The 26,196-nt window shown below is 58.8% G+C and carries 24 protein-coding genes; 11 read left to right on the forward strand and 13 right to left on the reverse strand.

Annotated features, from left to right (window positions below; genetic code table 11):
• Window positions 1–189: 189 nt before the first annotated feature.
• From AXW79_RS12080 to sdhC, 9 genes are all read right to left on the reverse strand, one after another.
• Window positions 190–627: a YcgN family cysteine cluster protein gene (locus AXW79_RS12080; RefSeq protein ID WP_005310910.1), complete on the reverse strand. Its 438-nt coding sequence runs from the start codon at window positions 625–627 to the stop codon at window positions 190–192.
• Window positions 628–876: 249 nt separating this feature from the next.
• A complete protein-coding gene (gene sucD, locus AXW79_RS12085) occupies window positions 877–1,749 on the reverse strand; it encodes a succinate--CoA ligase subunit alpha (protein WP_005310908.1) in 873 nt (290 codons plus the stop codon).
• Window positions 1,749–2,915, reverse strand: coding sequence for an ADP-forming succinate--CoA ligase subunit beta (sucC, locus tag AXW79_RS12090; protein ID WP_005310904.1), 1,167 nt, complete (start codon window positions 2,913–2,915; stop codon window positions 1,749–1,751). The genes sucD and sucC overlap by 1 nt, the downstream gene beginning before the upstream one ends.
• A 120-nt stretch (window positions 2,916–3,035) precedes the next feature.
• On the reverse strand, window positions 3,036–4,220 hold the full coding sequence (gene odhB, locus AXW79_RS12095; protein WP_011898799.1) for a 2-oxoglutarate dehydrogenase complex dihydrolipoyllysine-residue succinyltransferase: 1,185 nt from the start codon (window positions 4,218–4,220) through the stop codon (window positions 3,036–3,038).
• 33 nt (window positions 4,221–4,253) lie between these two features.
• Window positions 4,254–7,064 carry a 2-oxoglutarate dehydrogenase E1 component gene (gene sucA, locus AXW79_RS12100; RefSeq protein ID WP_005310901.1) on the reverse strand — a complete coding sequence of 937 codons (2,811 nt, stop codon included), beginning with the start codon at window positions 7,062–7,064 and terminating at the stop codon, window positions 4,254–4,256.
• A 122-nt stretch (window positions 7,065–7,186) separates the two neighbouring features.
• Window positions 7,187–7,903, reverse strand: coding sequence for a succinate dehydrogenase iron-sulfur subunit (locus tag AXW79_RS12105; RefSeq protein WP_005310899.1), 717 nt, complete (start codon window positions 7,901–7,903; stop codon window positions 7,187–7,189).
• 134 nt (window positions 7,904–8,037) lie between these two features.
• Complete coding sequence (gene sdhA, locus AXW79_RS12110; RefSeq protein ID WP_034524204.1) at window positions 8,038–9,804, reverse strand: succinate dehydrogenase flavoprotein subunit; 1,767 nt, start codon at window positions 9,802–9,804, stop codon at window positions 8,038–8,040.
• A gap of 1 nt (window position 9,805) precedes the next feature.
• Window positions 9,806–10,150 (reverse strand): succinate dehydrogenase, hydrophobic membrane anchor protein, encoded by a 345-nt coding sequence (gene sdhD / locus AXW79_RS12115; RefSeq protein ID WP_005310895.1) that lies wholly within the window; start codon window positions 10,148–10,150, stop codon window positions 9,806–9,808.
• Complete coding sequence (sdhC, locus tag AXW79_RS12120; RefSeq protein ID WP_005300207.1) at window positions 10,144–10,533, reverse strand: succinate dehydrogenase cytochrome b556 subunit; 390 nt, start codon at window positions 10,531–10,533, stop codon at window positions 10,144–10,146. The genes sdhD and sdhC overlap by 7 nt, the downstream gene beginning before the upstream one ends.
• Window positions 10,534–10,956: 423 nt before the next feature.
• On the opposite strand from sdhC, the gene AXW79_RS12125 reads away from it, so the two are divergent.
• The 3 genes from AXW79_RS12125 (at window position 10,957) to AXW79_RS12135 (ending at window position 13,273) form a co-directional block, all read left to right on the forward strand.
• On the forward strand, window positions 10,957–12,243 hold the full coding sequence (locus AXW79_RS12125) for a citrate synthase (RefSeq protein ID WP_005310891.1): 1,287 nt from the start codon (window positions 10,957–10,959) through the stop codon (window positions 12,241–12,243).
• Window positions 12,244–12,338: 95 nt separating this feature from the next.
• The gene (locus AXW79_RS12130; RefSeq protein WP_005310889.1) at window positions 12,339–12,659 is read left to right on the forward strand and encodes a DUF4377 domain-containing protein; all 321 of its coding nucleotides are present in this window, start codon (window positions 12,339–12,341) and stop codon (window positions 12,657–12,659) included.
• Window positions 12,660–12,778: 119 nt separating this feature from the next.
• On the forward strand, window positions 12,779–13,273 hold the full coding sequence (locus AXW79_RS12135) for a GNAT family N-acetyltransferase (protein WP_005310888.1): 495 nt from the start codon (window positions 12,779–12,781) through the stop codon (window positions 13,271–13,273).
• Between the two features lie 62 nt (window positions 13,274–13,335).
• Here AXW79_RS12135 and fabB read toward each other — a convergent pair whose 3' ends face one another.
• On the reverse strand, window positions 13,336–14,547 hold the full coding sequence (gene fabB, locus AXW79_RS12140) for a beta-ketoacyl-ACP synthase I (RefSeq protein WP_011898801.1): 1,212 nt from the start codon (window positions 14,545–14,547) through the stop codon (window positions 13,336–13,338).
• Between the two features lie 90 nt (window positions 14,548–14,637).
• Here fabB and mnmC point away from each other — a divergent pair, with 90 nt between their 5' ends.
• Complete coding sequence (gene mnmC / locus AXW79_RS12145; protein WP_011898802.1) at window positions 14,638–16,656, forward strand: bifunctional tRNA (5-methylaminomethyl-2-thiouridine)(34)-methyltransferase MnmD/FAD-dependent 5-carboxymethylaminomethyl-2-thiouridine(34) oxidoreductase MnmC; 2,019 nt, start codon at window positions 14,638–14,640, stop codon at window positions 16,654–16,656.
• A gap of 88 nt (window positions 16,657–16,744) precedes the next feature.
• On the opposite strand, the gene AXW79_RS12150 is transcribed toward mnmC, so the two are convergent.
• On the reverse strand, window positions 16,745–17,344 hold the full coding sequence (locus AXW79_RS12150; protein ID WP_170321032.1) for a DUF922 domain-containing Zn-dependent protease: 600 nt from the start codon (window positions 17,342–17,344) through the stop codon (window positions 16,745–16,747).
• Window positions 17,345–17,680: 336 nt separating this feature from the next.
• On the opposite strand from AXW79_RS12150, the gene dcuC reads away from it, so the two are divergent.
• The 5 genes from dcuC (at window position 17,681) to AXW79_RS12175 (ending at window position 24,099) form a co-directional block, all read left to right on the forward strand.
• Entirely contained in the window at window positions 17,681–18,952 is a 1,272-nt protein-coding gene (gene dcuC / locus AXW79_RS12155; RefSeq protein WP_005310881.1) for an anaerobic C4-dicarboxylate transporter DcuC, read from the forward strand.
• 144 nt (window positions 18,953–19,096) lie between these two features.
• Entirely contained in the window at window positions 19,097–20,758 is a 1,662-nt protein-coding gene (locus AXW79_RS12160; RefSeq protein ID WP_005310880.1) for a bifunctional metallophosphatase/5'-nucleotidase, read from the forward strand.
• Window positions 20,759–20,943: 185 nt separating this feature from the next.
• On the forward strand, window positions 20,944–22,587 hold the full coding sequence (locus AXW79_RS12165; protein ID WP_005310878.1) for a hypothetical protein: 1,644 nt from the start codon (window positions 20,944–20,946) through the stop codon (window positions 22,585–22,587).
• Window positions 22,588–22,739: 152 nt separating this feature from the next.
• A complete protein-coding gene (locus tag AXW79_RS12170; RefSeq protein ID WP_005310875.1) occupies window positions 22,740–23,243 on the forward strand; it encodes a M48 family metallopeptidase in 504 nt (167 codons plus the stop codon).
• A gap of 25 nt (window positions 23,244–23,268) precedes the next feature.
• Window positions 23,269–24,099 (forward strand): DUF2927 domain-containing protein, encoded by an 831-nt coding sequence (locus AXW79_RS12175; protein WP_005310873.1) that lies wholly within the window; start codon window positions 23,269–23,271, stop codon window positions 24,097–24,099.
• Between the two features lie 156 nt (window positions 24,100–24,255).
• Here AXW79_RS12175 and AXW79_RS12180 read toward each other — a convergent pair whose 3' ends face one another.
• Entirely contained in the window at window positions 24,256–24,504 is a 249-nt protein-coding gene (locus AXW79_RS12180) for a DinI family protein (protein ID WP_005310871.1), read from the reverse strand.
• Between the two features lie 276 nt (window positions 24,505–24,780).
• Between AXW79_RS12180 and AXW79_RS12185 the strand changes: the two genes are divergently transcribed.
• Both AXW79_RS12185 and ykgO read left to right on the forward strand, forming a co-directional pair.
• Entirely contained in the window at window positions 24,781–25,050 is a 270-nt protein-coding gene (locus AXW79_RS12185) for a type B 50S ribosomal protein L31 (RefSeq protein ID WP_005310870.1), read from the forward strand.
• Window positions 25,047–25,172: a type B 50S ribosomal protein L36 gene (gene ykgO, locus AXW79_RS12190; protein ID WP_005300174.1), complete on the forward strand. Its 126-nt coding sequence runs from the start codon at window positions 25,047–25,049 to the stop codon at window positions 25,170–25,172. The genes AXW79_RS12185 and ykgO overlap by 4 nt, the downstream gene beginning before the upstream one ends.
• A 95-nt stretch (window positions 25,173–25,267) precedes the next feature.
• On the opposite strand, the gene pyk is transcribed toward ykgO, so the two are convergent.
• Window positions 25,268–26,196 (reverse strand): pyruvate kinase (gene pyk, locus AXW79_RS12195; protein WP_063977646.1); only part of this gene is annotated, 929 nt, incomplete at its 5' end.

Raw genomic sequence — 26,196 nt, forward strand, 5'->3', positions numbered from 1 at the left:
AGGCCCCCATAGCCCCCGCAAGGCGTGCTCAGTACACACTCTCTCAGGGAGGGAGCAGGATAAGGCAGAGCCCGTGTATCGCTAATAGCAAGCCACCTGATAGCAGCAGGGGCAGAAGAGTATGACTCCCCTGCCCCTGCGGCATATCAACAGCACTGTGGACCGGATAACGGCTTGGCTGACCTGGGTTCAACTCGCCCAGGTGATGATGTGATCGATCCACTCACCGGCATGAGCTTCGTGTATCACCTTGCCGCGCACCGACTGTCCCGCCTGATGCATGGCGGAGCGACTGCCGGTGATCAGCGGATGCCATTCGGGCAGGGTCTGCCCCTCGGCCAGCAACCGGTAGGCACAGGTCGAGGGCAGCCAGTCATACTCGGCAATCTTGTCGAATGTGATCTGCAGGCAATCAGGCTCTTTCTGGAAGCGGTTGCCGTAATCGGAGCACTGGCAGGTCTTGGTGTTGAGCAGATCGCAGGCCACATTGGTGAACACCAGTTCGTCGGTATCCTCATCGATCAGCTTGTTCAGGCAGCACTTGCCGCAGCCATCGCACAGGGACTCCCACTCGGCAGCTGTCATCTGTTGCAGGGTCTTTTCCTGCCAAAAAGGAGTTGGCTGCATTTTCTCGACTTGCTGCATGGAGGGGCTCGCTAAATAGACCAGTAAAGCGCGTGGTTATACGCCTTATGGCCCGATTTTTCAAGGTTGGCAACGGTCTGCGGTAAGCGTTGGGCTTCGCAGGCTCAGCCACAACCTACAAAGCAGAAAATAATGTAGGTTGGTTCGAAGTGAAGCCTAACGTTTATCAGCCATAAAAAATGCCGCCCATCGGGCGGCATTTTTCTATCAGAGATAACAGGCTGAAAGGAATTACCAGCCAGTCACTTCACGCAGAGCCTTGCCGATATCAGCAAGGGAGCGCACGGTTTTTACGCCCGCATCTTCCAGGGCGGCAAATTTCTCTGCTGCCGTGCCCTTGCCACCGGCGATGATGGCGCCCGCATGACCCATGCGCTTGCCAGCCGGGGCGGTGACGCCCGCTATGTAGGAGACCACCGGCTTGGTGACGTGGGCCTTGATGTAGGCCGCCGCTTCTTCCTCGGCGCTGCCGCCGATCTCGCCGATCATCACAATCGCTTCGGTCTTGGGATCGTTCTGGAACATCTCCAGGATGTCGATGAAGTTGGAACCCGGGATGGGGTCGCCACCGATACCGACGCAGGTGGACTGGCCGAAGCCCTCGTCCGTGGTCTGCTTGACCGCTTCATAGGTCAGGGTGCCGGAGCGGGAGACGATGCCCACCTTGCCCGGCTTGTGGATGTGGCCCGGCATGATACCGATCTTGCACTCACCCGGGGTGATCACACCCGGGCAGTTCGGGCCTATCATGCGCACGCCCGTCTCTTGCAGCTTCACCTTGACCTCGAGCATGTCCAGGGTCGGGATGCCTTCGGTGATGGTAACGATGAGCTTGATGCCGGCATCGATGGCTTCCAGGATGGCGTCCTTGCAGAACGGCGCTGGCACATAGATGACGGAAGCAGTGGCACCCGTGGTTTCAACCGCATCACGCACTGTGTTGAACACCGGCAGGCCCAGGTGGGTGGTGCCACCCTTGCCTGGCGACACGCCGCCGACCATCTGGGTACCGTAGGCAATCGCCTGTTCGGAGTGGAAGGTACCCTGACCGCCGGTGAAGCCCTGGCAGATCACCTTGGTGTCTTTGTTGATCAGAACGCTCATTATTTGGCCTCCGCTGCTTTAACCACTTGCTGAGCTGCGTCAGTCAGACTCGTTGCGGCGATGATATTGAGGCCGCTGTCGGCCAGTTTACGGGCACCCAGTTCGGCATTGTTGCCTTCCAGACGCACTACCACGGGCACCTTGACCCCCACTTCCTTCACTGCGCCGATAATGCCTTCCGCGATCATGTCGCAGCGCACTATGCCGCCGAAAATGTTGACCAGCACGGCCTGCACCTTGCTGTCGGAGAGGATGATCTTGAACGCCTCGGTCACACGTTCCTTGGTGGCGCCGCCGCCGACATCCAGGAAGTTGGCCGGTGAGCCGCCGTGCAGATTGACGATGTCCATGGTGCCCATGGCCAGACCGGCGCCGTTGACCATGCAGCCGATGTTGCCATCGAGTGCCACATAGTTCAGCTCCCACTGGGCGGCGTGCGCTTCGCGGGGGTCATCCTGGGAGGGATCGTGCATCTCGCGCAGCTTGGGCTGGCGATACAGGGCGTTGGCATCGATGTTGATCTTGCCGTCGAGGCAATGTAGGTTGCCCTGGGCCGTGATCACCAACGGGTTGATCTCCAGCAGCGCGAAGTCGCAATCCAGGAACATCTGGCCCAGACCCATGAAGATCTTGGTGAACTGCTTGATCTGATCGCCGACCAGACCCAGCTTGAAGGCCAGCTCGCGCGCCTGATAGGCCTGCGGGCCCACCAGCGGATCGATGGCGGCCTTGTGAATGAGTTCCGGGGTTTCGTGGGCAATCTTTTCAATATCCACGCCACCTTCGGTAGAGGCCATGAAGACCACGCGACGGCTGCCACGATCGACCACGGCGCCCAGATAGAGCTCCTTGGCGATGTCGGTGCAGGATTCCACCAGGATCTTGGTCACCGGCTGACCGTTGGCGTCAGTCTGATAGGTCACCAGGTTCTTGCCGAGCCAGTTCTGGGCAAAAGCGCGGATCTCGTCCTTGCTCTTGGCCAGCTTGACGCCGCCCGCTTTACCGCGGCCACCCGCGTGGACCTGGCACTTGACGACCCAGGTGGTGCCGCCAATTTTATCGGCCGCTTCGGCCGCTTCCTGCGGGGTTGCACAGGCATAACCTTCGGAGACCGGCAGGCCATACTCGGCAAACAGCTTTTTTGCCTGATATTCATGCAGATTCATAGATGCTCTATCCGTGTTGTAGGTATTTCCGTCCGGGGCTCGTGTTTCTCAATCCCCTGTGAAGGGGGCCTCAAGGGCCCCTTGTTATCTTTCTAATTCGCTCAGAATTTTGCTGATTGCCTAGACATCCAGCAACAGACGGGTCGGGTCTTCCAGCAGCTCCTTGATGGAGACCAGGAAGCCCACCGACTCGCGACCGTCGACGATGCGGTGATCATAAGAGAGGGCCAGGTACATCATCGGCAGGATCTCGACCTTGCCGTCCACCGCCATAGGTCTGTCCTGGATCTTGTGCATACCCAAGATGGCGCTTTGGGGCGGGTTGATGATGGGGGTGGACATCAGGGAGCCAAACACACCACCGTTGGTGATGGTGAAGTTGCCGCCAGTCAGTTCATCCACGGTCAGCTTGCCGTCACGGCCCTTGCCAGCCAAGTCTTTGATGGCCTTCTCGATGTCGGCCAGGCTCATGTTGTCGCAATCGCGCAGCACAGGGGTCACCAACCCGCGGGGGGTAGAAACGGCGATGCTGACGTCGAAATAGTTGTGGTAAACGATGTCGTCACCGTCCAGCCCGGCGTTCACTTCCGGATAGCGTTTCAGGGACTCCACCACCGCCTTGACGTAGAAGGACATGAAGCCGAGCTTGATGCCGTGCTTCTTCTCGAAGATCTCGCCGTACTGCTTGCGCAGCTTCATGATGGGCGCCATGTTGATCTCGTTGAAAGTGGTCAGCATGGCAGTGGTGTTTTTGGCTTCCAGCAGACGCTCGGCAATGCGCTTGCGCAGACGAGTCATGGGCACGCGCTTCTCGGTGCGACCCACCAGCGGTGCTACTGCTGCCACAGGCGCAGCTGCGGCCGGCGCGGCGGCAGGTTTGTTGCCACCCTTGATGAAGGCTTCCACGTCTTCCTTGGTGACGCGACCACCCTTGCCGGTGCCGGTCAGTTTGGCAACGTCGATGGCGTGCTCGGCCACCAGACGGCGAACGGAGGGGCTCAAGCCATCTGCGCCGTCGTCGGCAACCGCTTCCACCGGCTTCTCTTTGGTCTCTTCACCGGCCACGGGAGCCGGCTTGAGCATGGCGATCAGCTGGCGGGACAACACGGTCGCCCCTTCCGCTTGCAGGATGTCACCCAGAATACCGGCTTCCGGCGCGGGGACTTCCAGCACGACTTTATCGGTTTCGATGTCAACCAGTACTTCGTCACGGGCAACCAGATCACCCGGTTTCTTGTGCCAGGTGGCGATGGTGGCGTCCGCCACTGATTCCGGCAGGTCCGGTACCTTGATCTCGATAGTCATGTAATCAGTTCCTTGTTACTTCTTGTTCAGGGCTTAGGCCAGAGTAAGGGCGTCTTCCACCAGGGCTTTCTGCTGCTTGGTATGGACCGACATATAACCGACGGCGGGTGAGGCCGAGGCCGGGCGACCGGCATAACGCAGACGGGCACCGCTTGGCAGCACGCCATCGTAGTGATGACGGGTGCAGTACCAGGCGCCCTGGTTCTGCGGCTCTTCCTGACACCAGACGAAATCGGTGACATGGGCGTAATCGGCCAGAATGGCGCGCACTTCCGCTTCAGGGAAGGGATAGAGCTGTTCGATACGCACCAACGCCACGTCCTGCTGTTCGGCCTTGCGACGGGCATCGAGCAGGTCGTAGTAAACCTTGCCTGAGCAGAACACCACGCGCTTGACCCCTTTCGGATCCAGGGCATCTATCTCGCCGATGGCATTCTGGAAGGTGCCTTCGGCCAGCTCTTCGAGCTTGCTCACCGCCAGCGGATGGCGCAGCAGGGATTTCGGCGACATCACGATCAGCGGACGGCGCATGGGGCGCACCACCTGACGACGCAGCATGTGGAATACCTGAGCCGGGTTGGACGGTACGCACACCTGCATATTGTGCTCTGCGCACATCTGCAGATAGCGTTCCAGCCGCGCGGAGGAGTGCTCAGGCCCCTGCCCCTCGTAACCGTGGGGCAGCAGCATGGTCAGACCGCACATACGGCCCCACTTCTGCTCACCGGAGGAGAGGAACTGGTCGATCACCACCTGGGCGCCGTTGGCAAAGTCGCCAAACTGGGCTTCCCAGATGGTGAGACCGGCCGGCTCGGCGCTGGCATAACCATATTCAAACGCCAGTACCGCCTCTTCGGACAAGACGGAGTCGAAGACTTCGAATGGACCCTGTTCATCGTGGATATTGCACAGCGGCGTGTAGGTGCTGGCATCGTTCTGATTGTGCAGCACGGCGTGGCGGTGGAAGAAAGTACCACGGCCGGAATCCTGACCCGTGATGCGGATGCGGGACCCCTTGTCCACCAGGGTGGCGTAAGCCAGGGTCTCGGCAAAGCCCCAATCCAGCAGCTTCTCGCCCGCAGCCATCAGACGGCGGTCTTCGTAAATCTTCTCGACCTGACGCTGCAGCGTGTGGGCGGCCGGGTACTGGCTGATGCGCTCACCCAGTGACTTGAGGTGATCCATCGCCACAGTGCTGTCATAGTGCATAGCCCAGTCGTGACCCAGGTACGGGGTCCAGTCGACGGAGTGCAGCTCCATCGGACGCCACTCCTTGACCACGCGCTCCCCCTTGTCCAGGGCATCGCGATAGTCGTTGACCTGGGTGGTGGCCAGCTCCTGGGTGATGCTGCCTTCGGCTACCAGCTGATCGGCGTAGATCTTGCGAGGAGTCGGGTGCTGCTTGATCTTCTGGTACATCAAGGGCTGGGTCGCGCTCGGCTCGTCCGCCTCGTTGTGACCGTGACGACGGTAGCAGACCAGCTCGATCACCACGTCGCGCTTGAAGGTATTGCGGTAATCCAGCGCAATCTGGGTCACCAGCACAACGGCTTCCGGATCATCCCCGTTGACGTGCAGCACGGGGGCCTGCACCGCCTTGGCGATGTCGGTGCAATATTCGGTGGAGCGCACGTCACGCATGTTGGAGGTGGTGAAACCGACCTGGTTGTTGATGACGATACGCACAGTCCCGCCCACGCCATAGGCACGGGTCTGGGACATGTTGAAGGTCTCGGCAACCACACCCTGACCGGCGATGGCCGAATCACCGTGAATGGTGATGGGCAGGACGCTGGAGCCATCCTTGTCGCCACGTCTGTCCATCCGCGCACGGACGGAACCGATGACAACCGGGTTGACGATCTCGAGGTGAGACGGGTTGAAGGCGAGCGCCAGGTGAACGTTGCCGCCCGGGGTGGCGAAATCGGAGGAGAAACCCATGTGGTACTTCACATCCCCTGTGCCCCAGGACTCGCCATGCTTGCCGGCGAACTCGTCGAACAGCTCTTGTGCCCGCTTGCCAAGCACGTTGATCAGCACGTTCAGGCGGCCACGGTGGGCCATGCCGATGACGGCCTCTTTGCAACCTTGCTCACCGGCGCGACGGATCAACTCCTTGAGCATGGGCACCATGGCATCGCCCCCTTCCAGGGAGAAACGCTTGGCACCGGGGAACTTGGCACCCAGGTATTTTTCCAGCCCTTCGGCAGCGGTCAGGCTCTCGAGAAAACGGGTCTTCTCTTCGAGGCTGTAGTTGCCCTTGGCCTCGATGGATTCGAGTCTGTCCTGCAGCCAGCGTTTCTCCTCGGTAGAGGTGAGGTGCATGTAATCGGCACCTATGCTGTTGCAGTAGGTTTTCTTGAGCGAGGCGTAGAGATCGGAGAGCACCATGGTCTCGCGACCGATGGCATAGGAACCGACATTGAAGGTGGCCTCCATGTCTGCGCCCTGCAGATTGTGGAAAGCAGGATCCAGTTCGGCAACGGTTTCACGGGTCCAGAGACCAAGGGGGTCCAGATTGGCATTCTGGTGACCGCGGAAACGGAAAGCGTTGATCAGTTGCAGCACGCGCACCTGTTTCGCATCCACTTGCGGATCGGAGACGGGGGCACTGTAACGGGAGGGATCCTTGGCCAGACGACGGAAATAATCGCGGACTCGGGAGTGAGGTTGTTCAACCGCGTGGCCATTGACCTGGGGCAGCGCGCTAAACAGGCTGCGCCACTCTTCGGCTACGGATTCAGGGTCTTCCAGGAAGGATTCGTACAAATCCTCAATATAGCTTGCATTCGCACCAGCCAGGTGAGATGACTCCAACCAGGCCTTCATCACGCCGTTATGCATTTCTATCCCTTGTACATCTTGTTCACTGCAGCGCAGCTTGTAGGGTTTAAATAGCCATCCAGCCATGGGGTCGGATGGCTATCCAGAGGTCGGGCCTGGCGCGTGACGCCCTGGCCCTGATACTAAACAGCCCGATTGAGCAGCATCGACTTGATCTGACCGATGGCTTTGGTCGGGTTCAAGCCCTTGGGACAGACGTTCACGCAGTTCATGATGCCGTGGCAACGGAACACGCTGAAGGCGTCATCCAGGTTACCCAGTCGTTCGGTGGCGGCGGTGTCGCGGCTGTCAGCCAACCAGCGGTAGGCTGCGAGCAGACCGGCCGGGCCGATGAACTTGTCCGGGTTCCACCAGAAGGAGGGGCAAGAGGTGGAGCAGCAAGCACAGAGAATACACTCGTACAGGCCATCCAGCTTGGCGCGCTCTTCGGGGGATTGCAGGTGCTCACGCACGGGCGGCAATTTTTCATCGTTGATGAGGAAGGGTTTGACCTTCTCCCACTGGGTGTAGAACTGGGTCATGTCGATCACCAGATCGCGGATCACCGGCAGGCCAGGCAAGGGGCGGATAACGACGTTATTGCCCTTCTTCAGCAGATCGGAGAGCGGGGTGATGCAGGCAAGACCATTCTTGCCATTCATGTTGAGACCGTCCGATCCACAGACGCCTTCGCGGCATGAGCGGCGGAAGGCGAGAGTGGGATCCAGCTCTTTCAACTGGATCAGTGCGTCGAGCACCATCATGTCGGAACCTTCAGGAATATCAAGACGATATTCCTTCATATAGGGGACGTTATCAACATCCGGATTGTATCTGTAGACAGAGAATGTGACGTTCATGTTGTTTGGCTCCGCAATCGTTAAGTCCGCACCTTGGAGAAGAGAGATGGGAATGCCTCCCACCTCTTCACAGACCGGCGAATGTAGCGATACGCCGATAATGTGCCCTTCATGGTGCTTGTCTCCACCATCGGTCAGTAAGTCCGCACCTTGGGTGGGAATGCCTCGCGTGTTTTCGGAGACATGTTGACAGCGCGACGGGTCATGGACTCTGTGTCCGGATGATAGAGGCTGTGGCACAGCCAACCCTCATCGTCGCGATCCGGGAAATCGAAGCGGCTGTGAGCACCACGACTCTCGGTACGGAAGTTGGCAGCCACCGCGGTGGCGAACGCCGTCTCCATCAGGTTGTCCAGCTCCAGGCACTCGATGCGCTGGGTGTTGAACTCCTTGGATGTGTCATCCAGACGGGCATTCTTCAGACGCTCGCGGATAAGCTTGAGCTCGGCCAGCCCTTCGGCCATGGCGTCACCTTCACGGAACACGGAGAAGTTGTTCTGCATGCAGGTCTGCAGGTCCTTGCGGATCTGGACCGGGTCTTCCCCGTCGCGGGTGTTTTCCCAGCGATTGAAGCGGGCCATGGCAGCGTCGATGTCAGATTCGCTGGCATCGCGACCGTGGTCCATCTCGCCCAGGGTATTGACCAGGTGCATGCCGGCCGCGCGGCCAAACACCACCAGATCCAGCAGCGAGTTGCCGCCGAGGCGGTTGGCACCGTGCACGGAGACGCAGGCTATCTCCCCTACCGCAAACAAACCGACCACAGGAACGTCATTGCCGTCTTTATCCTGGGCCAGACACTGGCCGTTCACGTTGGTCGGCACGCCGCCCATCATGTAGTGGCAGGTCGGGATAATCGGGATGGGCTCTTTGACCGGATCCACGTGGGCGAAGGTGCGAGAGAGCTCGCAGATCCCTGGCAGACGGGATTCCAGCACCTCTTTGCCGAGGTGATCCAGCTTGAGCTTGATGTGCGGGCCCCAGGGACCATCGCAACCACGGCCTTCGCGGATTTCGATCATGATGGAACGAGCCACCACATCGCGACCGGCCAGGTCCTTGGCGTTCGGCGCGTAACGCTCCATGAAGCGCTCGCCATCCTTGTTCAGCAGATAGCCGCCTTCACCGCGGCACCCTTCGGTCACCAGCACCCCTGCCCCGGCGATGCCGGTCGGGTGGAACTGCCAGAACTCCATGTCCTGTACGCCGACGCCAGCGCGCAGCGCCATGCCGACACCGTCACCGGTGTTGATGTGGGCATTGGTGGTGGACTGGTAGATTCGACCGGCGCCGCCGGTGGCAAGCACTGTGGCCTTGGCCTTGAAGTAGACGACTTCGCCGCTCTCCATATCGATGGCGGTACAGCCAACGATGTGACCATCTTGGTTTTTCACCAGATCCAGCGCATACCACTCGGAGAAAACGGTGGTCTTGCTCTTGACGTTCTGTTGATAGAGGGTGTGCAGCAGGGCGTGACCGGTACGGTCAGCAGCAGCCGCAGTGCGGGCCGCCTGCTCGCCACCAAAATTCTTGGACTGGCCACCAAACGGACGCTGGTAAACGGAGCCGTTGTCGAAACGGGAGAAGGGCAAGCCCATGTTCTCCAGCTCATAGATGGCCTCAGGGCCTGTCTTGCACATGTATTCGATCGCTTCCTGGTCACCGATGTAATCGGAGCCTTTAACGGTGTCATACATGTGCCATTGCCAGTTGTCATCGTGGGCATTGCCCAGCGCAACCGTGATCCCGCCCTGAGCGGAAACAGTATGAGAACGGGTCGGGAAGACCTTGGACAACAGAGCGCAGCTCTTGCCGGATTGGGCAATCTGCAGTGCGGCGCGCATACCGGCACCACCGGCACCAATCACGACCGCATCAAATTCACGAGTTGGAATAGTCACCTTACACACCCCACAGCACGACGAAACCAGTCATCAGATAGACAAACAGCACCACGACCAGCGCAAATTGCAGTGCACCACGCAGTCCCACCGGCTTGATATAGTCAGTCAGCACCTGCCACAGACCAATCCAGGCGTGGATCAGTACGCACAGCAGGGTCAACAGGGTGAATACCTTGGTGAAAGTTTTGGCGAAAAAGCCGGTCCATACCTCGTAGCTGATGTCATTGAAGGCGACAAAACCAACCAGATAGAGGACGTAAGCCGTCATGATGAGGGCGGTGGCGCGGATCAGGATGTAATCATGAACACCGCTGCGCCCGAATGTTGCAGAATTGGTTACCATACCAGTACCCCCGCCAATACCGCCAAAATCGCGGTGATCACGAAGGCCACACGGGCACTCTGATTACCGGATTCCAGCTCTTCCCAATAGCCCATGTCCATGACCAAGTGACGCAAACCGCCCACAATGTGGTAAGCCAGCGCAGTCAGGATCCCCCACAACACGAATTTGACCAGGAAGTTGTCCATGATGGACACCACTGTTTCAAATCCTTCGGGAGAGGCGAGTGAAGTACCAAGCATCCACAGCAAGATAGAGAGCGCCACAAAGGTGATCACCCCTGAGACACGATGCAAGATGGAAGCGATGGCGGTGACAGGAAAGCTGATCGTCTGTAGGTCGAGGTTTACAGGTCTCTGTTTATTTTTCACGGCTTTGCCCACTCAGCTCCATTGAGCACGTTAGTTATTGTTTTTACACGCTTATGAGGGCACGGAGTGGCATTTGTTGGGTTTTTGTTACCAAAACAACTCAGGAAAGCCAAAAATAACATTTTCAATATCACATCCGGCTTTGCGAAAGCGTTTCAAACACCGACAGCCATCACCCACGAGGCGCAGTATATCGGCGGGCTTAACCAATGACAATCAATTAGCTACAAAGAAAACTCAAAACCGTAAACCAGATCTCACAACTCATTTAACAAATCATTAATGATCATCCAGCAAAATTGACAACGACCCTGAACTCTGTTTCAAATAAGGCGCTCCAGCCGCCCTGGTACGGGTCAGAACCTTTGCCAGCGTCATCAAACTCGTAATAAAGTAGAGCTGGAACCAATTATAAAAGAGCAAAGGAGACGTGCTATGGCTGATAAGATAGCCACCCTACATCTGCCCGGTAAAGACCCGGTAGAACTACCGATCCTGTCAGGGACTGTCGGACCCGACGTGATTGACGTCAGAAAATTGGGCGCGCAAGGGTACTTCACCTTTGACCCCGGATTTATGGCAACCGGTGCTTGTAAATCATCCATTACCTATATCGACGGAGATCAGGGTGTCTTGCTGCACCGTGGTTACCCCATCGCCCAGTTGGCCACCCAGGCCAGCTACCTCGAAGTCTGCTATATCCTGCTGTACGGCGAGGCACCTACCAAGGCGCAGTACACGGAATTCGATCGTCTGGTCACCCGCCATACCATGGTGCACGAACAGATCGCCTTCTTCTTCCGCGGCTTCCGTCGTGACTCCCACCCCATGGCCATCATGTGCGGCGTGGTCAGTGCGCTGTCTGCCTTCTATCACGATGCGCTCGACATCAACAATGAAGAGCATCGCGAGATCTGTGCCTTCCGTCTGCTCTCCAAGATGCCGACCCTGGCCGCCATGTGCTACAAGTACTCCATCGGTCAGCCGTTCATGCAGCCGCGTAACGCCCTCTCCTATGCCGGCAACTTCCTGCACATGATGTTTGGCGTGCCGACCGAAGAGTACAAGGTCAATCCCATCGTCGAACGCGCCATGGACCGCATCTTTACCCTGCATGCGGATCACGAGCAAAACGCCTCCACCTCCACAGTGCGTCTGGCCGGCTCCTCCGGTGCCAACCCGTTTGCCTGTATTGCCGCCGGGATCGCCTCCCTGTGGGGTCCGGCCCACGGTGGTGCCAACGAAGCTTGCCTCAAGATGCTCGAAGAGATCGGCTCGGTGGAACGCATTCCCGAGTACATCGCCAAGGCCAAGGACAAGAATGATCCCTTCCGTCTGATGGGTTTCGGTCACCGTGTCTACAAGAACCACGATCCCCGTGCCCAGATGATGCGTCAGACCTGTCACGAAGTGCTGGAAGAGCTGCAGATCAAGGATCCGCTGCTGGAAGTGGCCATGGAGCTGGAACGCATTGCGCTGTCCGACCCCTACTTCATCGAGAAGAAGCTCTACCCGAACGTGGACTTCTACTCCGGCATCATCATGAAGGCCATCGGCATCCCCATGTCCATGTTCACCGTGATCTTCGCCATCTCCCGTACCATCGGCTGGATTGCCCACTGGAACGAAATGCACTCGGATCCGGATCAGAAGATCGGTCGTCCGCGTCAGCTCTATACAGGGCAACCACTGCGGGAATTCACTCCTATCGATCAGCGCTGATGCCCTGAGTCGACATGGTTTGTTACCAAGGCGGTCATTGACCGCCTTTTTATTTGCCGCTCTAATGCCCCTTTTCGATCACAAAGGAGTCCATCATGAGACCACTCTTCCTCAGCGCCGCCCTGCTGCTCACCGCCTGCCAGACCACTCCCGTCCCGTCACAAGGGGAAACGCTCTACATCAACAGCCAGCTGATTGACTGCGTCGGTGTCGGCCCCATGCAGTGCATGCAGGTTCGCAGCGATGAACAGCAAGCCTGGAGCCTCTTCTACCAACAGATTGAAGGATTTCAGTTTGAACCCGGCTACCGGTACCGCTTGACCGTCAGCAAGGAGCAGCTCACCGATGTACCGGCGGATGCCCCCTCCCTGCGTTATCGCCTGATCAACATCGTCAGCAAGCAGGCTGCCCACTAAAGGCTTGCCATCAAAGGCATCGTTTGGAAATGATTGTTCAGTTCCTGGCCGCATTCTGATAGGCTGGTAAACGCACACATTAATTAATCAGCGTACCCAGGCAGCGATTCCCTCTCACTATGATCACGATCCGTACCACCAGGGCCAACGACTGGCCCACTATCATGGCCATTCAGGACGAGTGCTATCAGCAGCTGGATCCTGAGCCCCTCGAGGTCATGAGCAACAAGGCCGACCTGGCTCCCGACTGCTGCTGGGTGGCCGAATATCAGGGCAAGGTGCTGGGTTACCTGCTCTGCCATCCCTGGCAAGCCCACCAGCCACCGTCCCTGTCGGTACGGATGCAGACCCTGGCGGGAAACGACGAGTTCTATCTGCACGATCTGGCCGTCTCAAAGCAGGCGCGCGGCAAGGGCGTTGGCCAGTTGCTGCTGGAGACCGCCCTTACCTTTGCCAGTGAGGAAGGTTATGAACATGTGGGTCTGGTAGCGGTACAGGATGCAGCTCGTTTCTGGCACAAACAGGGCTTTGTCCCTGCCGCTACACCCAAACCACTTAACGAATATGGTGAAGGCGCCGTTTACATGCGGCGGCCCCTGCCAGATCCTGCTTGAGGGTCGCCCCGCAGCCAATAAAAAAGGCGCCTTTCGGCGCCTTTTTTCACATCATCGATTCATCAAGCCTTGAACTTGCTGAATACCAGTGATGCGTTGGTACCGCCAAAGCCGAAGCTGTTGGACATGACGGTATTGAGATCGGCCGCTTCGTACTCGCGTACTATGGGCAGACCTTCGGCCTTCTCGTCCAGAGTCTCGATGTTGATGCTGGGGGCGATAAAGCCATGTTCCATCATCAGCAGGGAGTAGACGGCCTCGTGCACGCCGGCAGCGCCCAGCGCATGGCCAGTCATCGCCTTGGTGGCGGAGATCTTGGGGCCCTGGGTGCCAAACAGTGTCTGGATGGCTTCCAGCTCCTTGGTATCACCGACAGGGGTAGAGGTGCCGTGGGTGTTGATGTAATCCACCTTGCCAACATCCTGCATCGCCATCTTCATGCAACGCACGGCGCCTTCACCGCTCGGAGCAACCATGTCGTAGCCATCGGAGGTGGCACCGTAACCGGTCAGCTCGGCATAGATGTGAGCACCACGGGCCAGGGCGTGTTCCAGCTCCTCGACCACCAGAATGCCACCGCCACCGGAAATGACAAAACCATCGCGGTCGGCGTCATAGGTACGGGATGCTTTTTCCGGGGTGTCGTTGTACTTGGTGGACAGGGCGCCCATGGCGTCGAACTGTATGGTGGAAGACCAATCCAGCTCTTCACCGCCGCCGGCGAAGACCACATCCTGCTTGCCCAGCTGGATCAGTTCCATGGCGTGACCGATGCAGTGCGCAGAGGTGGCGCAGGCGGAGCTGATGGAGTAGTTCACACCCTTGATCTTGAATGGAGTGGCCAGACAAGCGGAGGTGGTGGAAGACATGGTACGCGGCACCATGTAGGGACCCACCCGCTTGACGCCTTTCTCACGGGCGATATCGCAGGACTCAGAGGTGTTCTTGCCGGAGGCACCACCGGAACCGACCACCAGGCCGGTACGCTCGTTGGAGACCTGATCTTCCTGCAGACCGGCATCATCAATGGCCTGTTGCATGGAGAGATAGGCATAGGCCGCAGCGTCACCCATGAAACGCATGACTTTACGGTCGATCAGTTCAGACGGCTCGAGTTTGATGTTACCCCAGACACGGCTGCGCAGGTTGTGCTGCTCGAACTGCTCGGAATAGGTGATGCCGGATTTACCTGCTTTCAGGGAGGCCAGCACTTCTTCCTTGTTGTTGCCGATACTGGAGATGACGCCGATACCGGTGATCACTGCTCTTCTCATTAATTCATCTCGTCTGGAAAAACTGGCGCCAAGTCTACCCGCTTTCGGCTGCCAAACTGGTCTGCTTTCACGTAGAATGCCCGCGTTCTTATGACGCGAGCAGAGGGAAACGTGAGTCAAACATCCTTACATCATGCCCGATTGGACTGGAATGAAGCGGGAACTCCAGTCTCCAGTGACTTCGGGGATGTGTACTTTTCCAATGATAACGGTCTAAGTGAAACCCGCTACGTCTTTTTGCAGCAAAATGGGTTGCCAGCGCGATTTTCGCACCACAATAGTGACAGTTTCGTGATAGGTGAAACAGGTTTCGGCACAGGCCTTAACTTTCTGGCGACAATGAAAGCCTTCCTGGAACAGGCACCCCAAACCGGCAACGGCGCCCGTCTGCACTTCATCAGTTTCGAAAAATTCCCCCTCACCCGTGACGATCTTCACAAGGCGCTGACCGCCTGGCCCGAGCTTGCCCCCTTCAGCCAGGCACTCATAGCACAGTGGCCACTGCCCGTCCCTGGCTGCCATCGTCTGCACTTTGCGGGCGGCCGCATTCGACTCGATCTCTGGCTGGGGGACATCAAGGAGATGCTGCCGCAAGTACCTCATGGTGAACAGGGGCTGGTGGATACCTGGTATCTGGATGGATTCGCACCGGCAAAAAATCCCGAGATGTGGACGCAAGACTTGTTCGACGGCCTGGCCCGCCTTGCTCGTCCCGGTGCAACCCTCTCCACCTTTACCAGCGCCGGCTTCGTGCGTCGTGGCCTGATTGCCGCCGGCTTTGCCATGAAGAAAGTCAAGGGCCATGGCAGCAAGTGGGCAATGCTGGCAGGCGAGCGGGTAGACAAGAAACCACAGCGCACCATTGTCCCCTGGTATGCCAGACCGGCGGGGCGAGACGGCGAGGTAGTGATCATCGGCGGCGGCATCGCCTCGGCCATGACGGCGCTCTCTCTGGTAGAGCGGGGACGCAAGGTCACTCTGCTTTGCGAGGACCATGAACTGGCGACCGGTGCCTCCGGCAATCGACAGGGGGCACTCTATCCCCTGCTCAACGGCGAGCACGATGCCTTGTCACGCTTTTATTCACTGGCCTTCGGCTATGCACGCCAACGGCTGCTGAGCCTGGCCAAGCACCATCCCATCGCCTTTGATTTATGCGGTGTGGTGCAGCTTGGCTATGACGACAAATCCACCGCCAAGCTGGCCAAGATGCAACAAGGCCCCTTCCCGCACGCGTTGATGCGCCCGCTGACGCCCGTTGAAGCCGAACACGAATGTGGTCTGCCCTCGGGCCATGCCGGGGTCAGCTATCCGTTGGGGGGCTGGCTCTGTCCGGCCGACCTCACCCGCGCAGCAATAAAGGAGGCGCAGGCAAGCGGTCTGCTGCAAGTGGAGTACGATTGCCCTGTCACGGCTATTCATGAGCAAGTGGATGGCTGGCTGGTTGCAAGCCGTGAGGGTCGTCAATGGCAGGCCCCCAATCTGGTAGTGGCTGCCGGTCATCAGTTGCCAGCCCTGAGCCCCTTTGCCGAGCTGCCACTCTATCCGGTGCGCGGTCAAGTGAGCCATGTGCCGACTACCGCAACCCTGAGCCAGCTCAAGACGGTGCTCTGTTACGATGGCTATCTCACGCCAGCCCATAATGCAGAACACTGCATCGGCGCCAGCTATGGCCGCAATCAGAGCACACAGGCATTCAGCGCAGAAGAACAAGCTCAGAACCAGGCTCGGCTGCAAGCCTGCCTGCCGGACCAGGCCTGGCCAGCAGAGGTGGATGTAAGCAGCAATGAGGCCAGGGTCGGCGTGCGCTGCGCCAGCCGGGATCACCTGCCGGTGGCCGGGCCAATCGCCAGGTTGGCAGGGTTGGCGGATCACTACGCCCGGCTTCAGCGTGATCAACAAAACCCGGCGCCGCTGCCGCTTCATCCGGGCCTCTACGTGCTGGGGGCACTCGGTTCGCGGGGCCTGTGCTCGGCGCCTCTGTGCGGCGAGTTGATCGCCAGCGAGATCTGCGGCGATCCCTTGCCACTGGCCACCGACCTGCTGGAAGCGCTTCATCCTGCCCGCTACTGGATACGCAAACTGCTCAAGGGCAAGCCCCTCAATTAACCCATTGGTGCAGCTGACGGCTTGAATACAATAAAAACGGGCTCCCCGATGGGAGCCCGTTTTATCGCTTGTCATGCATGTCGATGTGCTAGATGCCTTTGGGCCAGACCAGCCCAAGTTTGCGGCCATGATCGGTCTGCTGCTGCAACAGAGTGAAGCGCTCACGGGAGCTGGCAAGCACCTCCTGCCCCTGCTGCCAGGCCTGATATTGCAAGGCGGCGCAATCGCGCGCCACCGGCAGTTGTACCAGCTTGATGCCAAGCAGGCTGACGCTCTCCAGCAGTATGTCCTTGTGGCGGCTCTCGTAGTCGAACATGGCGCCCACCAGCGCGTCCCACTTTTGCCGCTCGGCGGCGGAAGCTCTGGCCTTGTCCATCCAGTTCGGCACCATCACCTTGATGCGGGTCATGACCCTGACCTGTTCCAGCTCGCAGCGGCTCACCCCGGGGCGGGTCTGCAGTTGCCAGGAAAGTTGGTAACTGGCCATGCCGATATGGCCTCTGGCCTGGGCAGGCCCCTGTTTTGCTATCTGCCGGGCCACACTGGCGACATCCTGCCCAAAAACCCGATAAAACTGGAAATCCACCTTGATATCCGGCTCCACCTTGATGCCGGCATAATGCGACGTTTCGGCCCCGACCGTAGCAGCATGGAGCAAGAGTGCCACCATGAAAACTTTGCTGACCATGCCCATTTATGCTGCCTTGACCTCGTTGATGACTGAAGTGTTATTTTAATTAATAATCAACGTATTAATAGACGAAACAAGAGATTAACCGCGTTCCCGTCGGCAGTCATCTACTCCCGTCACAAAGACTATGTGCCAGCCAGACAAGTCGCAACCCCGCGTCCCCATTGATTTGCAAGCGAGATCACAAGTGATGACCAACATCATGGTGAGTTACCCCTTATTAGATAATAATCGCCGAGTTTTCTGTTGATGCTTTCCGCAATTGACCAGATTAACCGCCAAGTTAACCCATGAAATGCATCCACCTTCATTTCGTACTCAGGAACTCACTCTATGATGGAACTCCTTATTGGTACCCTGGTCACCCTGACCGTGGGGCGCTACATCTTCAAGGGCTACTCGGCCACCGGGGTGCTGCTCAGCGGCGGTTTGCTGCTGCTGACCATTACCGCCCTGATGGGCAAGACGGTGCTGCCCGCCAGCGTCACCTCCACCGGCCATGTTGCCACCGATATCTTCGAATATGTGCGCTTCCTGCTGGTGGATCGCGGCGGTGGCCTGGGCATGCTGATCATGGTGCTGTGCGGTTTTGCCGGCTACATGAGCCACATCGGCGCCAACACCATTTTGGTGAAGCTGGCCAGCAAACCGCTCGGCATCATCAAATCCCCCTACATACTGCTGGTGGCCGCCTATTTGGTCGCCTGTGCCATGTCGCTGGCGGTGAGCTCTGCAACCGGTCTGGGCGTGCTCTTGATGGCCACCCTGTTCCCGCTGATGGTCAACATGGGGATCTCCCGTGGCGCCGCAGCCGCTGTGTGTGCTTCTCCAGCCGCCATCATTCTGGCGCCCACCTCGGGTGACGTCGTGATGGCAGCCCAGGCCGCCAACATGGAGCTGCTCGACTTTGCCTTCAAGCTGACCCTGCCCATCTCGCTGGTGGCCATCGCCGCCATGGCGGTCGCCCACTTCTTCTGGCAGCGTTATCTTGACCAGAAATCGGGCGAGCACAACGAGCCTGTCGCACCGAGCGATCTCATCACGGATGCTCCCGGCTTCTACGCCATACTGCCGTTTACCCCCATCATCGGCGTGCTGCTGTTTGACGGCAAAGTGGGCCCCAAACTCGACATAGTGACCATCATCGTCATCTGTCTGGTGCTGGCTGCCTTGCTGGAACTGGTGCGCAAGCGCAACGGCAAGGATCTGCTCGAGGGTCTGCAGGTATGCTGGCGCAGCATGGCAGACGCCTTCTCCGGCGTGGTCATGCTCTTGGTGGGTGCCGGTGTGTTTGCCCAGGGTCTGATGGGACTGGGCTTCATCGCGAACCTCCTGGATCTGGCCCAGAGCTTTGGCACCGGCGGTATTGTCATCATGCTGGTACTGGTGGTCATCACCACCCTGGCCGCCTTTACCACAGGCTCCGGCAATGCTCCCTTCTACGCCTTCGTGGAGCTGATCCCGCACCTGGCCACCAGCCTCGGCGTCAATCCCGCCTATCTGGTCATCCCCATGCTGCAAGCCTCCAACCTGGGTCGCACCATCTCGCCTGTCTCCGGCCTGGTGGTGGTGATCCTCGCCACCCAGATCATGGTTCCCGCCTGAGATCTGCGTTGGACCAACGGGATTCCCTGAGCAGGCTCCCGCTTGGTCCTTCTCTTCCCTTACTAGCCCGGCGTCCTGCCGGGCTAGTATCTTCCCCCTAGGTTGGAGTAGACTCGGTGCTCTTTTTCTCTAAGGAGGACCGAGATGAGTATTACGGTTCAACTTGCCCATTTCAGTGACTGCCACTCCCATTTCGATGGCGCCCCCATGCGCTTCTTCCCTGTTGGCGAGTCAGAATGGCGCACCCCGTGTGGCGGCTATGCCCGCATTCTTACCAGACTCACCGCCCTGCGCCAGCAGGCTGATGCGGCGGGCCAGACCTGCCTGTTCCTGCACGGTGGCGATACCTTTCAGGGGTCACTCTATTTCAACCGTTTCAAGGGACGGGCCAATGCCGACTTGCTGAGCCTGTTGCGACCCGATGCCATGGTGATCGGCAATCACGAGTTCGATCTGGGCAACGGTCCTCTGGTGGAATTTTTGCGCCAGCTCGATTTTCCCGTGCTGGCCGCCAACCTCGACAGCAGCCAGGAGCCGGCCGATACCCCGCTGCGCTTGCAGGGCCTGCCCATGCTTCATGATGCCAGCCGTCCCTGGCACAAACGCGTAATAGACGGCGTCCCCTTTGCGCTGCTTGGCATCACGCTGCCGCAGATGGCCGCCATCGCCAATCCGGATCCCCATACCCGCTTTCATGGTATCGATGACACCCTGACCGCCGCGATCGGCGAGATCAAGGCTGCGGGCATCCACCACATTATTTTGCTTAGCCACCTGGGACTGGAGCAAGACAAGCGCCTTGCGGCCCGCTTTCCGGAACTGAGCCTCATCATTGGCGGCCACACCCACAGTCAACTGGGGGATCTCGCGCCCTTGGGGCTCGAGAGCGATGGCAGTTATCCGTTGATGGTGAACGACGTGGCTATCCTCCATGCCGCCCACAGCGCGCTCTGCCTGGGGGTATGCGAGCTGGAGTTTGATGCCCGCGGACGTGTGAGTCGCAGTCAAGGCCAACTGGAATGGTTGCCCTGGCAACCCTGGCCGTTTGCCTCAGAGCCCCCTGCAGGGCTGTACTTCTGCGAGCCGGCCCCCGAGCTCGAGCAGCATCTGGCCAAACGCTACCGGCCCGAGCTCGAGACCATGACCCAGCGCATCGTGACCCATCTCGCCGGGCCGCTCCATCATCAGCGCCTGCCCGATGCCAATCTGCCCGCCGGCAGCCAGGTTGCTCCGCTGGTGGCCCACGCCATGCTGATCGGTGCCCGCGAACAGGTTGGTCAGGTGGATTTCGCCCTGCACAACGCAGGGGGGGTGCGCTGCTCCCTGGAGCCAGGTCCCTTGAGCGAAGCGGACATCGCAGGTCGCCTGCTCCCGTTTGCCATCCCCCTCACCCTCTACCGGGTGCATGGCCATGAGCTGGCTGAGGCGCTGGAAGGCGCCATCGACAACGCCACCAACAACGGCGTGACGGGCAATGGTAACGGCAGCTTCCCCTACACAGCCGGGATGCGCTTCTGTTATCAGGCTGATCGTCCCAAGGGGGCCAGGATCACCCGTCTGGAGTGGGAAAGCGCGCCAGGCTGCTGGCAGCCAGTCGAGGCAGACGCCATCTATCGGGGAGTATCCAGTGCCTATACCGCCTCCGGCAAAGAGGGCTACACGGCGTTGGCTCGCACCCTGACCCAGCACAATCAGGAGCTCGGCATTACGCTGGCGGATGCCTTCATCCGCTGGGCCCGTTATCTGCCCGAGCTCGCAACCCTGCCGGAGCTGGTGGAGTATCACGGCCCTCACGCCATGCCGTGAGTCGGCGGGTAAGGGACTCACGTTACCGCTTCTCCTTCCTGTGTCAGAAAAAGTGCCCCTTTCTTGCCAGGAAGCGGCACTTTTGCAAATTATTTCAAGCACATTACCCTCGCCCATTGCATAGCGCAGTCAGGCTCGGCAAGATAGGCCCGCTTTCGAGACTTCCCAGCAGGAACAGGTCACCCATGAATCATGCCATCCGTTTTAGCGCTCCTCGTGTCAATCCGGGCCTAAGGCCGCTAGTCATCCTGCTCACCGGTCTGCTGGCATTGCTGTTTTGTCTGCGCAATCCGCTGTTTCATGGCATGGCCCCCGGTTTCGATGCCTCGTTGTTTGCGGTGATGGGCAAGATGTGGAGCGAGGGGGGCGTGCTCTATCGGGACATGATCGACATCAAGGGCACCATGATCTTCGCCCTCGATGCGCTCGGTTATCATATGGGCGGTTTCTTCGGGATCTGGCTGCTGGAATGGGCGCTCTGCTGGCTCGGTCTGCTGGCCAGCTGGCAGGCATTCGCTCAGCTTGGCCTCTCCCTGCGCGCCCGCCTCGGCACCATGCTGGCAGTGCTGGCGCTCTACAGCACCCGCTATTACTACGGCAACATGACAGAGGACTGGACATTCCACCTGGCCCTCATCGCCCAGTGGGCCTTCATCACCATGCTGCTGGACAAACGCTTCAGCTGGGGCCCAGCCCTGGTGGCGGCGCTGACATTTGCCATCGTGGCCTGGATGCGCACCAACAACGGCGCCTTCTGGGGCGCCTGGTATCTGGTACTGTTCTGCCATTGGTGCCTGCGCGAACAGTGGCGTTGCGCCCTCGCCCTGCTCTTTTCCAGCCTGCTGGGTCTGGCCCTGATTGGCGGCCCCCTGTTCGCCTACTTCCAGCACCACAGCCTGCTGGCCGAATTCAAGTATTACGCCTTCGACATCTTCTTCGAGGGCAGCTACGGCACAGGCTTCTCGCCGGATGTGGGCAGCGTCGGCCTGCTGCGCACCCGCCTCATCATGCTGCTGCCCGCCTTCATCGTCCTAATGATGGGCCGGCGTCAGGAGTGGTATCTGCCCGCCCTGTGCGCCACCCTGTTTGGCGTGATCTTTACCCTGATTGCCAACTCTGTCTCCGGCCATGTGTTTGATCACTACGACGTCCTCTATCTGCCGCTGGCCCTGCTGCCGCTCGCCTGTCTGCTGGATCGCAGCGAACAGCAGGCCGATGGTCTCGGCCTGCTCTGCATCTCGCTGGTGGTGCTGACTGCCAGCTGGCTGCTGGCCCAGCAGCTCGGTTATGGCTGGAGCACCAAGGAGTGGTCGCTGGAACGAGTACGGGAAGTGCTCGGCAACAGCCTGCTGTGGGCCTTGCCCGTGCTGATCCTGGTGCCCCTGTGGCGCGCCTGGGATGTGCGCAGTGCCACCCCCTGGCTCGCCTCGCTGGCCATGCTGGCCCTGTTGCTCAACAACGCCTGGGAGGGCAGCCTGAAGGGCAAGCCGTTCAACCCGCCGGCCCAAGTGCGGGTCGACCGGATCAAGGCCGAAACCGGCCCGACCGACAAGATCTGGGTCGATGGCATTCAGCCGCAATACTATCTGTGGACCGATCGCCAACCCGCGTCGGCCTACCTCTTCTTTGCCAACGTCAATCCGCCCTACGATGTGCGTGAGCGGGTGCTGGCCGACATCAAGCGCCAGAGCCCCAAGTTCATCATCGCCAAACCGGAGCGGATTGCAGACGAGCTGAAAAAACCGACCACCCCTTCTAGTCTCGCCTTCTATCAATATCTGGTGAGCCAGTATGAAGAGGTGGATCCGGGTCTCTATCGCAGGCGCTGATCCCGCTCCATCGCCGAAAAGGACCGTCACTGCATGCAGTGACGGTCCTTTTGTTTGGGCGCACGGCACGTTTCGGACAAGCGCAAGCCCTATCCAAGCCGACGCGGGATGACTACAATGACGCTCTTTTTTGATGTGACGAGTGACAAACCATGGTGGAACTGACCTATCTCGGGGGCTATCCAGACCCGCTCAAGGCCCAGGTACAACAGCTGATCGCGGCAGGCAAGCTTGGGGATATGCTGGAAAAACGCTACCCGGACAGTCACCTGATCCAGAGTGACAAGGCATTGCTGGGTTACACCATGGAGTTGAAGAATCGCTACCTCAAAAGCTCGGCGCCCCTTTCGAAAGTGATCTTCGACGGCAAGATCAACGTGATCAAGGATGCCCTCGGTCTGCACACCTACGTCAGCCGGGTGCAGGGCAACAAACTCAAGGCCAAGAACGAGATCCGCATCGCCGCCCTGTTCAAGGAGGCCCACCCTGCCTTTTTGAAGATGATAGTGGTACACGAGCTGGCCCACCTGAAAGAGAAGGATCACAACAAGGCCTTCTACCAGCTCTGTCAGCACATGGAGCCGGACTATCATCAACTGGAGTTTGATCTCAGGCTCTGGCTTACCTGGCGTGACCTTGAGCGTGCCGCTCGCTGATCGATAGCCGTTTCAAGGAGGAAACATGATCCCATTTCGCCGCCCCCCGTTGCCGCGCCCCCGTTCCGTCATGTTCAAGGGATGGCTGACGGGAGTGTGGCTCATGATGGCGCAGCTACTGACGCTGCCCCTCACTGCCGCCGAGCGCTGGCAGAGCGATGCGTATCTTATCGACAGCTTTTTCGAAGTCGCCATGAAGCGGGAGTATGGCGAGGAGCAGAACGTGCGATTTGCCCGCTGGCAACAGCCCATCCGCCTCAAACTCATCAACGAGTTTGGCGACAAACCGCTGCAAACCGAAGTGGTCAAGATCCAGAGCCAGCATCTGGCTGGCATCATAGGCCACCCTATCATCTTGGTGAACGACAAACCCAACATCACGCTCATCATGACCGAACGTGCCCGGATGGCGAACTGGGCCAAACGGACCATGGGCCAGGGTGCGGCTATCACGACGGCGCTCAAGGAAGGGCTCTGTATGGCCAACTTTGCCATCAATGCCCGTTACGAGATAGCACGCGCCACCATCATCATTCCCGTGGATTACAGCCGCGCCAAGGGACGTTTTCTCGACTGTGTGGTGGAAGAGCTCACCCAGGTGATGGGGCTGCCCAATGACTCTGACAAGGTGTTCCCATCCATCTTCAACGACAACAGCATCGACAGCTTCCCCACCGGACTCGACTATGTGCTGCTCAAGCTCGCCTATCACCCTGCCCTGCACGCCGGCATGACGGCCGCCGAAGTGCGTGCCGCCCTGCCTGTCGCCATCAAGGCACTTCGCGCCAATGGCGAGATAACCCAGGCCGACCAGAAAGTGCAGGTCAACAGCCTCAAACGGTGGGCCGGATTGTAAGCGCATCTGTCTTCAGCAGAGGCTAAACAGTGCGAGTCGTAACATAGCCAGATACAGATACAGAAAACGCAGCCCAGGGCTGCGTTTCATTTGATCCGATAATCCGGTTTCAGGCCTGGCCAGCCATATTTACGCTCACGCGGTAGCCATCGGGCCTCAGGAGGCGGCGTTTTCCGGCATCCAGCTATCTGCGTTCTCCCACACCTCCTGCACCATGGCCTCCGCCAGCTCCTTGTCTTCCTTGCTGGCACGGCTGACCGTCATCGCCATGGCACTGCCCGGCGCGACCCGCACATGCAGGTCTGGGAATTTCTCGCCCAACTGCTTGAGCAACTCCTGACGCAGCGCCTCCATGGTAGTGGTAGGGATCTGATGTTTCTTGTCGATGATGATTTCCAGACGCATAGGATAAGTCTCCATGATTTATACCTGTATTTTTATACAGTAAAAATCAAAAGTAAAGGGGCATTATCTGCTTCCCCAGACAGGCCTTCAATCAAAGTCGCAGCGACGCGGCAGATAACCAGGTTTCACTGCTCACAGGTTGTGCACACCAGCCGGTTTTTCCTCTATGCCGGCCTGGACTCTCGCTGTCATTCCAAAAAATTGTTGATATTCATTCTCAACAGGAGCATGATTTAATTGTTATAAGATAACATATCAATTCATAGAGTGAGTATCATGCGCCCCAACATTCACCCCGAATACCGTCAGGTCCTGTTTCACGATCTGACCGCCAATACCTATTTTCTGGTGGGTTCCACCCTCAAGACAGACCGCACCAAGCAGTGGGAGGATGGCAATACCTATCCCTATGTGACGCTGGATGTCTCCAGTGCCTCTCACCCCTTCTATACCGGCAAGCAGAAGCAGATCGGCAAGGAGGGTCAGGTCGCCCGCTTTGGTCAACGTTTCGGCCAATTCTTCAACAAAGGAAAAGACAAGTCATGAAAGTGCTCTCCTCCCTCAAATCAGCCAAGTCCCGCCACCCGGATTGCCAGATTGTCCGCCGCCGCGGCAAGCTGTTCGTGATCTGCAAGAGCAATCCCAGATTCAAGGCTCGCCAGCGCTGAGCAAGTCAATCCCTTCACTGACCCTCCGGTCGAAGGGCAATAGAGAAGACACCGGCTTGAGGCCGGCGTCTTCTTCACCATGGGTTTAACGCAGATCAGAGCAGGTGAACGGAGGCGGTGTTGGTGGTACCGCTCGGTACCAGAGCACCGGAGACCATGACGACCACGTCACCCTTCAGACCCATGCCGCTTTCCAGCGCTGCTTCTTTACCGATGCGATAGAAATCGTCGGTAGAGGCGATGCTGTCAACCACATGAGTCACCACACCCTTGGTCAGAACCAGTTGGGCTGCAGTTTTCTTGTTGGTGGTGATGGCCAGGATCCAGGCTTGCGGGAAGTACTTGCGAATGGCCTTGGCAGATTTGCCGCCTTCGGTGGCAACCACGATCAGCGGGGCGCCCAGCTTCTCGGAGGTCTCGACCGCGCCTTTACAAACGGCTTCGGTGATGCGCAGCTTGTTGCTGTCGTTGGCAGCAGACAGGTTGGACGGCATAACGGCATCGGTACGCTCGCAGATGGTGGCCATGATGGTCACGGCTTCCAGCGGGTACTTGCCCTTGGCGGACTCACCGGACAGCATGACTGCATCGGTACCGTCCAGGATAGCGTTGGCCACGTCGCCGGCTTCGGCGCGGGTCGGACGCGGGTTCTTGATCATGGAATCCAGCATCTGGGTGGCGGTGATAACCACTTTGCGTGCCTTGTTGCACTTGGTGATGATCATCTTCTGGGCGAAGATCACTTCTTCAACCGGAATTTCCACGCCCATGTCGCCACGTGCCACCATGATGCCGTCGGAGACAGCCAGGATCTCGTCGAAGTTGTCCAGGCCTTCCTGGTTTTCGATCTTGGAGATGATCTGGATGTTCTCGCCACCGTGGGCTCTCAGGTGCTCACGGATTTCCAGCACGTCTTCTTTCTTGCGAATGAAGGAAGCCGCAACGAAATCAACGCCTTGCTCACAACCGAAGATGAGGTCGCGCTTGTCTTTCCCGGCCAGTGCCGGCAGCTTGATGGAGACAC

It is taken from the genome of Aeromonas salmonicida subsp. salmonicida (genome assembly GCF_001643305.1).
Classification (GTDB): Bacteria; Pseudomonadota; Gammaproteobacteria; order Enterobacterales; family Aeromonadaceae; genus Aeromonas; species Aeromonas salmonicida.